The organism is Curtobacterium sp. MCPF17_018 (genome assembly GCF_003234135.1).
Taxonomy (GTDB): Bacteria; Actinomycetota; Actinomycetes; order Actinomycetales; family Microbacteriaceae; genus Curtobacterium; species Curtobacterium flaccumfaciens.
On the sequence record NZ_QKSJ01000027.1, the window covers coordinates 1 to 10,066 of the forward strand.

General features: G+C 72.3%; 9 protein-coding genes. 2 read left to right on the forward strand and 7 right to left on the reverse strand.

Annotated elements, in window-relative coordinates:
- Positions 1-273: 273 nt before the first annotated feature.
- The 3 genes from dnaG to dusB are packed head-to-tail and all read right to left on the reverse strand — an operon-like array spanning position 274 to position 4,692.
- Positions 274-2,193 carry a DNA primase gene (dnaG, locus tag DEJ27_RS17320; RefSeq protein WP_110860459.1) on the reverse strand — a complete coding sequence of 640 codons (1,920 nt, stop codon included), beginning with the start codon at positions 2,191-2,193 and terminating at the stop codon, positions 274-276.
- A gap of 40 nt (positions 2,194-2,233) precedes the next feature.
- Complete coding sequence (locus DEJ27_RS17325; RefSeq protein ID WP_111091542.1) at positions 2,234-3,529, reverse strand: deoxyguanosinetriphosphate triphosphohydrolase; 1,296 nt, start codon at positions 3,527-3,529, stop codon at positions 2,234-2,236.
- Complete coding sequence (gene dusB, locus DEJ27_RS17330; RefSeq protein WP_110860455.1) at positions 3,526-4,692, reverse strand: tRNA dihydrouridine synthase DusB; 1,167 nt, start codon at positions 4,690-4,692, stop codon at positions 3,526-3,528. The genes DEJ27_RS17325 and dusB overlap by 4 nt, the downstream gene beginning before the upstream one ends.
- Positions 4,693-4,739: 47 nt before the next feature.
- On the opposite strand from dusB, the gene DEJ27_RS17335 reads away from it, so the two are divergent.
- Positions 4,740-5,225 (forward strand): aminoacyl-tRNA deacylase, encoded by a 486-nt coding sequence (locus tag DEJ27_RS17335; RefSeq protein ID WP_111091543.1) that lies wholly within the window; start codon positions 4,740-4,742, stop codon positions 5,223-5,225.
- Between the two features lie 8 nt (positions 5,226-5,233).
- Here DEJ27_RS17335 and DEJ27_RS17340 read toward each other — a convergent pair whose 3' ends face one another.
- From DEJ27_RS17340 to DEJ27_RS17355, 4 genes are all read right to left on the reverse strand, one after another.
- Positions 5,234-5,479, reverse strand: a complete 246-nt coding sequence (locus DEJ27_RS17340; protein WP_146238532.1) for a hypothetical protein — start codon at positions 5,477-5,479, stop codon at positions 5,234-5,236.
- Positions 5,480-5,484: 5 nt separating this feature from the next.
- On the reverse strand, positions 5,485-6,219 hold the full coding sequence (locus tag DEJ27_RS17345) for a DsbA family protein (RefSeq protein ID WP_111091544.1): 735 nt from the start codon (positions 6,217-6,219) through the stop codon (positions 5,485-5,487).
- Positions 6,220-6,347: 128 nt separating this feature from the next.
- On the reverse strand, positions 6,348-7,733 hold the full coding sequence (locus DEJ27_RS17350) for a glycine--tRNA ligase (protein WP_110860447.1): 1,386 nt from the start codon (positions 7,731-7,733) through the stop codon (positions 6,348-6,350).
- A gap of 107 nt (positions 7,734-7,840) precedes the next feature.
- Complete coding sequence (locus tag DEJ27_RS17355) at positions 7,841-8,896, reverse strand: aminotransferase class V-fold PLP-dependent enzyme (RefSeq protein WP_111091545.1); 1,056 nt, start codon at positions 8,894-8,896, stop codon at positions 7,841-7,843.
- 70 nt (positions 8,897-8,966) lie between these two features.
- Here DEJ27_RS17355 and DEJ27_RS17360 point away from each other — a divergent pair, with 70 nt between their 5' ends.
- Complete coding sequence (locus DEJ27_RS17360) at positions 8,967-9,914, forward strand: LysR family transcriptional regulator (protein ID WP_111091546.1); 948 nt, start codon at positions 8,967-8,969, stop codon at positions 9,912-9,914.
- Positions 9,915-10,066: the final 152 nt, after the last annotated feature.

Consider the following 10,066-nt stretch of genomic DNA (forward strand, 5'->3'; position numbering starts at 1 on the left):
AGATGTGTATAAGAGACAGTCCGCCGACTGGTCACGACTCCCCGCCCGCCACACCCCGAGCGGTCACGTCCCGTCGGCTGGACCCCGCCCAGCCGACAGTCTGCGACCACTCGACGCCCGGCAGACGACGCGTCCCGACCACTCACGCACCCCCGAGACCACACGAACTGCCGCTCTCAGCCCCACCGGGCGACGGTTCGCGCCACCCCGGCGAAGCACACACGGCGCGTCGTGCGACCTCGTGCACGTCCGGCACCGGCCGTGCGAAGAGGGCTAGGACGCCTCCGCGTCGGCGCGCAACCGCATCCGCTGCCCGTCGATGTCGACGAGCTGCCGCTGGATCTCGGCGCGACGCTCGGCCTGCTCGTGCGGGTCGGCGCGCTGCAGCTGTCCGAGCAACGAGGCCTTGCGGGCGAGCAGGTCGCGCTCGACCAGGGCCACGACGATGCTCCGGCAGTAGGCCGCCAGGTCCTCCGCGTTGCGCGCGGGGATCGGTGCGAGGGCGAGTTCGTGCGTCAGGGTGCGGAGGGGCGCCGGCACGTCGGCGAGCAGCCGGTCGAGCCAGTCCCCCGCGCCGATGACGTCGACGTTGGCGACCACGGCGTCCCGCACGGCGGCGAGCATCGGCGTCGAGAACGTGGCCGACGCGGCGAGCCCGAGCATCGGTGCTCCGACGGACGTGGGCTGCTGCACCATCGCCATCACGGCGTCGCGCTCCATGCGGCTGATCGGGTCGTTCGGCAGCGAGCGGATCCCGGCGACGGGCTCGTCGGGGGTGTCGGCCCCGTCGGTGCCGGTTCCGGCACGGCCGTCGCGCCCCGTGCCTGCGGACCGGTCGTCCTGGCCGGCGGAGCCCGCACGGCGCCGGGCGGTCTCGACCGACCGACGGACCTCGGGGATCTCCATGCCGAGCCAGCCGGCGAGTTCGCGGACGTACCCCTGCGTCAGGGAGCGGTCGCGGATGCCCGCGAGCACGGGCGCAGCAGCGCGGAGCGCCCCGACGCGACCCTCGACGGTCTCGAGGTCGTGGCCGTCCAGGGTGCGGCGGATCATGAACTCGAACATCGGGCGCTTGTTCGTGACCAGTCGGCGGATGGCGTCGTCACCGCGGGCGAGCCGGAGGTCGCACGGGTCGAGCCCGCCGGGCGCCACGGCGACGTAGGTCTGGGCGGCGAAGCGCTGTTCTTCCGCGAAGGCACGCGAGGCGGCACGCTGCCCGGCCTCGTCGGGGTCGAACGTGAACACGACCTCACCGTTGGCGTTCGGGTCGGCGCCGGCAAGGTCACCGAGCATCGGGCGCAGCACCTTGATGTGGTCGACGCCGAACGACGTGCCACAGGTGGCGACGGCGGTCGTGACACCCGCGACGTGACACGCCATCACGTCGGTGTAGCCCTCGACGATGACGACCTGCTTCTGCTTCGAGATGTCGCGACGGGCCAGGTCGAGCCCGTAGAGCACCTGGCTCTTGTGGTAGATCGGGGTCTCGGGCGTGTTGAGGTACTTGGGACCCTTGTCGTCCTCGAGCAGGCGGCGCGCGCCGAAGCCGATGGTCGCCCCGGTGACGTCGCGGATCGGCCACATCAGACGCCCGCGGAACCGGTCGTACGGCGAGCGGTCGCCCTGGCTGACGAGGCCGGCGGACACGAGTTCTTCCATCGTGAAGCCGCGCCCGCGCAGGTGGTCCTTGAGCATGTCGTAGGACTTCGGCGCGAACCCGACGCCGAAGTGCTGGGCGGCCGAGGGGTCGAACCCGCGCTCCCCCAGGAACCGGCGGGCGGGGTCGGCGGCAGCGGTGGTGAGCTGCCCCGTGAAGTACTCGAGCGCGGCTTCGTTCGCGGCGATCAGCCGGGCCCGGGTGTTGTAGTCGGTGCGCGGCCCGTCGCCCTCTTCGTAGTGCAGGGTGAAGCCGATCTTCGCGGCCATGCGCTCGACCGCCTCGGCGAAGGTGGTGTGGTCCTGCGCCATGATGAAGCTGAAGACGTCGCCGTCCTCGCCGCAGCCGAAGCAGTGGTAACGGCCGACCTGGGGTCGGACGTGGAACGACGGCGAGCGTTCGTCGTGGAAGGGGCAGAGGCCCTTCATCGACCCGACGCCCGCGTGCTTCAGCGTGACGTAGTCGCCCACGACGTCGGCGATGTTGACACGCGAGCGGACCTCGTCGATGTCGTTCCGCGCGATCCTGCCAGCCACCCCTCGATCCTAGTTCGTGGGACCGACGTCGGCGGACCGGTCAGACGGCGATGTGGACCGGGTCACGGTCACCCACCACCAGACGTCGGTGCCACGCGAGTGCGCCCTGGTCGGTCAGGCTCGCGACCTGGTCGACGACGGCACGCAGTCGGCCGGCGTCGTCGCCCGCGGCGTGCCAGTCGGCGGCGAAGCCGGGCTCGAGGTCGGACGCACCCGTCGCCGCCAGCGCGTCGAGCAGTTCGGTGAGCACGCGGCGCTGGTCTTCGTACACGGGCTGGCGGTCGCCGTGGGTCATCACGAAGGCCGCGACGATGCCCTTGAGCACCGCGATCTCGCCGATGATCTCGGGCGGGGTGACGACCGACGCGGCGAACCGCACGAGCGACCCCGAGGCGTAGGACTCGCGGGTGGCCGTCGTGGCGGTGCGGGCGAAGCGTCCGATCAGTTGCGACGTCAGGTTCTTCAGGCGTGCGGCATCACGTCGGGAGCCGTCGTACGCGGTCATCCAGAGCGGCAACTCGCGCAGGCGGTCGAACGCCTCGAGCAGCTCGTCGCGGCTCAGGTCGTCACCGACCCAGGCGTGCATGGCGGTCACGATGTCGTTCTCGCCGACGCGGTCACCCAGGGCCGCGACGTCGATGAACCCGGCGACGACGGCGTCCTCGAAGTCGTGCACGGAGTACGCGATGTCGTCGGCGAGGTCCATGACCTGCGCCTCGATGCAGCGCTGGCGACGCGGGGCGCCGGCGCGGAGCCACTCGAAGGCGTCGTGGTCGTCGTCGTAGAAGCCGAACTTGGTGCGTCCGGAGGACGACTCCGAGACCCCCTGCGCTGCCGGCCACGGGTACTTGCAACTGGCGTCCAACGACGCGCGGGTCAGGTTGAGCCCGTACGGACGGTCGACGTCGGAGCCCGGCCGGACACCGTAGACCTTCGGCTCGAGCCGCGTCAGCAGCCGGAGCGTCTGCGCGTTGCCCTCGAAGCCCCCGATGCCGGTGGCCCAAGCGTTCACGGCGGTCTCGCCGTTGTGCCCGAACGGCGGGTGCCCGATGTCGTGCGCCAGGCACGCGGTGTCGACCACGTCGGGGTCGAGCCCGAGCGAGTCGGCGAGCTCGCGGCCGACCTGCGCGACCTCGAGCGAGTGGGTCAGCCGGTTGCGGGCGAAGTCGAGCCCCGCCGTCGGGCTGAGCACCTGGGTCTTGGCGGCCAGACGCCGGAGGGCACTGGAGTGCAGCAGTCGGGCACGGTCACGGGCGAAGTCCGAGCGGCGGTTGCCGTGTTCTTCGGGGAGCCAGCGCTCCGCGTCGGCCGGGCCGTACGAGGCGGCGGCGCTCATCCGCCGCTGTGGTGCAGCTCGGCGGCGGCCAGGACCTTGCGGAACTCGGAGTCGACGTCGCGGCTCTCGAGCCAGCGGTCGGGCAGCGCGGTGCGCTTCGGGTGCCCGGCACGACCGCGCGGCCCCTCGGCGTCCGCACCCGGGTACGGCGCGTCGTGGTCGAGCTGGCCGAGGAAGTCGTCGATCTCCTGCAGGCTCGACGCCATCGCCAAGCCGGCCCGGACGTCGCTGCCGATCGGGTACCCCTTGAAGTACCAGGCCACGTGCTTGCGGATGTCGCGGCAGGCGTGTTCTTCGTCGCCGAAGAACTCGACGAGCAGCTCGGCGTGCCGGCGGAACCCGTCGGCGACCTCGCCCAGGGACGGCATGTACCGGAGCCCCTCGCCACGGAACGCCGCGGCCAGGTCACCGAACAGCCACGGACGGCCGAGGCAGCCACGCCCGACGACCACGCCGTCGGCACCGGTCTCGTCGATCATCCGGAGCGCGTCGGCGGCCGACCAGATGTCGCCGTTGCCGAGGATCGGGATGTCGGTGACGGTCTCCTTCAGCGTGGCGATCGCGGACCAGTCGGCGTGCCCGGAGTAGTGCTCGTTCGCGGTGCGGGCGTGCAGCGACACCGCGGCGACACCGGCGTCGCGCGCGATGCGTGCGGCGTCGAGGTAGGTCAGGTGGTCCTCGTCGATGCCCTTGCGCATCTTCACCGTGACGGGGACGTCGCCCGCGGCACGCACGGTCTTGGTGACGAGTTCGCGGAACAGGTCGAGTTTCCAGGGCAGGGCCGCGCCGCCGCCCTTGCGGGTGACCTTGGGCACCGGGCACCCGAAATTCAGGTCGATGTGGTCGGCACGGTCCTCGCCCACCAGGATCGACGCCGCTTCGGCCACGGTGTTCGGCTCGACGCCGTACAGCTGGATCGATCGCGGGGTCTCGGACTCGTGGTGCTGGATGAGCTGCATCGACACGGGGGTCCGTTCGACCAGCGCCCGTGAGGTGATCATCTCGCACACGTAGAGCCCGGCGCCGTACTCGCGGCACAGCCGGCGGTACGCCATGTTCGTGATCCCGGCCATCGGCGCGAGCACCACCGGCACGTCGACCTCGATCGGGCCGATGCGCAGGGGGCCGCCGACTCGCGAGGCGGGTGCTTGTGTGATCGTCATACCTGTCCCATCTTCCCACGTCGGTGCGCGCCGGTAGCGTTCTCCACATGACGACCGACGCCAGCACCCGGTTCGACGCCGACGCCCGGGCCCGTGGCCTGCCGGTCGAAGTGGTCGAGCGCCCGGCCGCGAACTCCCTGCACGAGGCAGCCGAACTGCTCGGCATCGAGCCCGGCGACATCGTCAAGACCCTGGTGGTGAAGCGCCACGACGGCGGGTTCCTGCTCGCCCTGGTGCCTGGCGGCCGCAGCATCGCCTGGAAGAAACTCCGCACGGTCGTCGGCGTCAACAAGCTCTCGATGCCCGACGCCGCCACCGCGCTCGGGGCGTCCGGCTACGAGCGCGGCACCATCACGCCGATCGGTGCCACGGGCGACCTGCCGGTGTACGCCGACGAACGCATCGCCGGCCGCCGGGTCGCCCTGGGCGCCGGCCGGCACGGTGCGAGCGCCTTCGTCGACGCCGACGAGCTCGTCGCCGCCTACGGCGCGACCGTCGCCGACATCACCGACGAGGAACCGCAGCGCGGCTGACGCAGCCGTCAGTCCGGCACCTCGGACCAGTCGCCCTCGGCGCCGGCGAACGAGCCGGCGTCGATCAGGCACGCGTCGCCCTCGCAGACCGGCGCACCGCCGGGCGTGACGAGCGTCAACAACGCGGGACGGGCCTCCAGGCCGGGAACGCCGGGAGAACCGGAGACGCCCGGCAGCCCCGTGAGCGCGTCGGGTACAGACGGCACCGACGTCACGGCCTGGAGGCGCACCGCGCCCTGGTCGCTGATGGTCATGTCCGTCATCGGGTCACCGCCACGTCCGCGCTCGCGTCGTCCGCAGCGCGCTCGGCCGCCGAGGCGACCTCCTCCGGCGTGGTCTCGCGGAGCGCGACCACCTGGCGGAGCACCTGCTCGAACGCCGTGGGGTCCTGGGCGCCGGAGACGCCGTACTTGCCGTCGATGACGAAGAACGGCACGCCGTTGATCCCGTACGCCTGCGCCTGGGCCTGGTCGGCGCGGACCGCAGCGAGCTGGGCGTCGTCGCGCAGGGTGCTGAGGACCTCGTCGCGGTCGAGGCCGATCTCCGCCGCCAGGTCGGCGAGCGAGGCCTCCTGTCCGACGTGCTCGCCGCGCTCGAAGTAGGCGGTGAACAGGCGCTCGACCATCTCGAGCTGCTTGCCGTGCTGCTTGGCGAGGTGGATGACCTGGTGGGCCTTCACCGTGTTGGTGTGGTGCATGGCCTCGAAGTCGTAGCTGAGGCCGACGCCCGCGGCGATGGCGGTGACCTGGTCGAGCATCTGCTGCGCCTGGTCGACGGGCATGCCCTTGTGGCCCGAGAGGAACTCGGCCTCGGTGCCCTCGAAGTCGACGGGGGTGTCGGGGCTCAGCTCGAAGGAGTGGTACTCGACCTCGACGGGGCGGCCCTCGCTCGAGGCGCCGAACGCGGCGACGCCGGCCTCGAACTTGCGCTTGCCGATGTAGCACCAGGGGCAGGCGATGTCCGACCAGACATCGACCTTCACGGAGTCGTTCATGCTCAGCCCAACGCGCGGCGTGCGCGCGCATTCCCGGGCCGGCAGCAAGACACCGGTGTTCGCAGGTCGAACACCCGACTGCGGGTGTGCAACGCACGAACACCGGTGTCTCGCGGGAGGACGAACCCCTACGCGCCGAGCAACCGCTGCGCCAGGTACCCCTGCAGCTGGTCGAGCGAGACGCGCTCCTGGCCCATGGTGTCGCGCTCGCGCACCGTGACGGCCTTGTCCTCGAGCGTGTCGAAGTCGACCGTGATGCAGAACGGCGTGCCGATCTCGTCGTGGCGACGGTAGCGACGGCCGATGGCACCGGCGTCGTCGAAGTCCACGTTCCAGTTCTTGCGCAGGTCGTCGGCCAGGCCGCGGGCGACCGGCGAGAGCTGCTCGTTGCGCGACAGCGGCAGGACGGCGGCCTTCACCGGGGCCAGGCGCGGGTCGAGGCGCAGGACCGTGCGCTTGTCGACGCCGCCCTTCGCGTTGGGGGCCTCGTCCTCGTGGTAGGAGTCGAGCAGGAACGCCATGAGCGCACGGGTCAGACCGAACGACGGCTCGATGACGTACGGCACGTACTTCTCGTTGGCGGCCTGGTCGAAGAAGCGGAGGTCCTGGCCGGACGCCTCGATGTGGTTGTTCAGGTCGAAGTCGGTGCGGTTCGCGACGCCCATCAGCTCGCCCCACTCCGAGCCGGTGAAGCCGAAACGGTACTCGATGTCGGCGGTGGCGTCGGAGTAGTGCGCCCGCTCGCCGTCCGGCACGTCGAAGCGGCGCAGGTTCTCCGGGTCGATGCCGAGGTCGGTGTAGAACGCCACCGAGTCGGCGATCCACTGCTCGTAGTGCTCCTGGGCGGAGGTCGGCGGCACGAAGTACTCGATCTCCATCTGCTCGAACTCGCGCGTGCGGAAGATGAAGTTGCCGGGCGTGATCTCGTTGCGGAACGCCTTGCCGACCTGACCGATGCCGAACGGGGGCTTCATGCGGCTCGTCGTGACGACCTGCGCGAAGTCGACGAAGATGCCCTGCGCCGTCTCGGGGCGCAGGAAGTTCAGGCCCTCTTCCGACTCGACCGGGCCGAGGTAGGTCTTGAGCATCCCGGAGAACTCGCGGGGCTCGGTCCACTCGCCGCGGGTGCCGCAGTTCGGGCAGGCGACCTCGGCCATGCCACCCTCGGGGGCGCGGCCCTTCTTCGCCTCGAACGCCTCGAGGAGGTGGTCCTCGCGGAACCGGTGGTGGCAGTGCAGGCACTCGACCAGCGGGTCGGTGAAGGTCGCGACGTGCCCGGAGGCCTCCCACACCTTGCGGGGCAGGATCACCGCGGAGTCGAGCCCGACCATGTCCCCACGGCCGCGGACGAACCGCTGCCACCACTGGCGCTTGATGTTCTCCTTGAGCTCCACACCGAGGGGCCCGTAGTCCCATGCGGAGCGGGAGCCTCCGTAGATCTCACCCGACTGGAAGACGAAGCCGCGGCGCTTGGCCAGGGCGATGACGCTGTCGAGACGGGAGGGCTGTGCCAAAGGGTGCTCCAGAGGTCGCCGAGCTGGGTGCTCGGTGCGGAAACGGTCCGGGCAAGACTACCGGCGATCGAGGCCCGGGAGGCCCGCCACGGGTCCGCCCTCCACGCTCACCTTGCCGACGTGCCCGGCCCCACCCCACCCAGCGCGGCCACGACGTCGGTCACGTCGGACTCGTCGTTCCACAGGTGGAACGCGATGCGCAGTCGCCCGGCACGCCCCGAGGCGGTGACGCCTGCGGCGGTGAGTGCCCGGAGGGCCGCCCCGTCGGCGTCCGCGAACGTCACGATCGCCTGCCCGTCGCCCTGCCGAGGCGACCCGAGGGCATCGCACAGCCGATCCGCGAGACCGGTGGCGTGCCTCCAGACCGCCCGCTGGTCGAGCGCGACCGCGTGCTCGAGCGCGGCCACGGCACCGGGCCACGCCTGCCAGGCCGGCGAGACGTCGAAGCGACGCGCGTCGTCGGCCAGGTGCATGGCGGGGCCGTAGCAGGAGGACCAGACGTCCTCGCCCGCGTACCAGCCGGCCTGCACCGGGCGGAGCCGACCGAGAGCGGTGTCGGAGAGCGTCATGAAGGCGACGCCGCGCGGAGCACAGAGCCACTTGTAGGTGTGCGTGAGCGTCACGTCGAACACTGCGGCGTCGACGGGCAGGACGCCGGCGGCCTGCGTGAGGTCGCAGAGGGTCAGGGCACCGACGCGTCGGGCGGCGGCCACGACCGGGTCGGGGTCGGTGACCACGCCGGTCGCGGACTGCACCGCGGACCACGCGACGAGGGCGGTCCCGGGCCCGACCGAGGCGGCGAGCCGCTCGAGCGGGACGCTCCGGACCCGGACGCCGCGGTGCGCCTGGGCGAGGAACGGGAAGACGACCGAGCTGAAGTCGCCGTCGGGGACGACCACCTCGGCGCCGTCCGGCAGCGCGTCGGCGACGACCGCGGCCATCACCGAGGTCTGCGAGCCCGTCGCGACGCGCTCAGCCGGGACGCCGACCAGCGCGGCGAAGAGCGCACGTCCCCGCTCGACCAGCGCGCCGTACCGGGCGGGCGACGTCTCGGCCCGGGACCACGCGTCGAGGTCGGCCCGCTGGGCGGCGAGGGTGCCGCGGGTCGGCAGGCCCGCGGTGCACGCGGCCAGGTAGCCGCGGCCGGCGGGGAAGGAGTCCATGCGGACAGCGTCCTCGTTCCCGTCCCATCACACCAGAGCCGGTTCGTTGTGCCACCGATAACATCGGGTGATGGACGAGATCGATCCCCAGTTGCTCCGGGTCCTGCGCGCCGTGGCCGACGGTGGGTCGATCACCCGCGCCGCCGCCGCACTCGGGTCGAGCCAGCCGGCCGTCAGTCAGCTGCTGGCCCGGGCCGAGCAGCGTCTCGGCCACGCGCTGGTCCTGCGCGGCGGACGGGGCGCGACCCTCACGCATGCGGGGCAGGTGCTCGCCGACCACGCCCTGCACGTCCAGGCCGCGCTGACCGCGGCGCGCGAGGACCTCGACGCCGTCGGCGGACTCAGCCGTGGCCGGGTGCGACTCGCCGGGTTCCCGAGCGCGTCCTCCGCCCTCGTGCCCGCGGTGCTCGCCCGGCTCGCCGCGACGGCGCCCGGCGTGACGACCTCGTACGTCGAGGTGGAGCCTCCTGAGGCACTCGACCTGCTACGCGGCGGCGAGGTGGACGTCGCCCTCACCTTCACCTACGTCGGCGACGAGGTCGGGACCACCCCGGACCCGGGCCTCGTCACCCGGGCACTCGGTCGTGACCCGCTCGCGCTGGTGACGCCGGTCGACCCGGGAGGCGCGGAGCGACTCCGCCCTGCCGGCTCCACCGTCGTGGACCTCGCGTCCCACCACGACGCCCGGTGGATCGGGGGCTGCCCGCGTTGCCGTGGGCACCTGCTCGCCTCGTGCGCGAGCGCGGGGTTCACGCCGGACATCGTGCTGGAGACGGACAACGCGGCCGCGGTGGTGGGACTCGTCGCCGCAGGGCTCGGGGTGGCGCTGCTCCCCCGGCTGGCACTCGCGACGACGGTCATCCCCGCCGGTGTCGCGATCGACCCCGTGGACGACGAGCTCGCCCGGCGGGTCGAGGTCGTCGTCGCCCGTGGTGCCGACCGTGTGCCGAGCGTCCGTGCGGCACTCGACGCGGTGCGCTCCGCGGCCCACCTGCTCGAGGGGCCGCTGCCGGGCTGAGCCGGGGCGCGCGCCGAGTCTCGGCTGCACGGACACTCCGCGCCGGCCAGACGGCTCAAGCTGTCCGCGGAACCGAGACTCGGTCTCGGCCCGGCGGCCCGGCGGCCGGGCGGCCGGGCCGCGGCCGGGCGGCCGGGCGGCCGGCCGCGGCC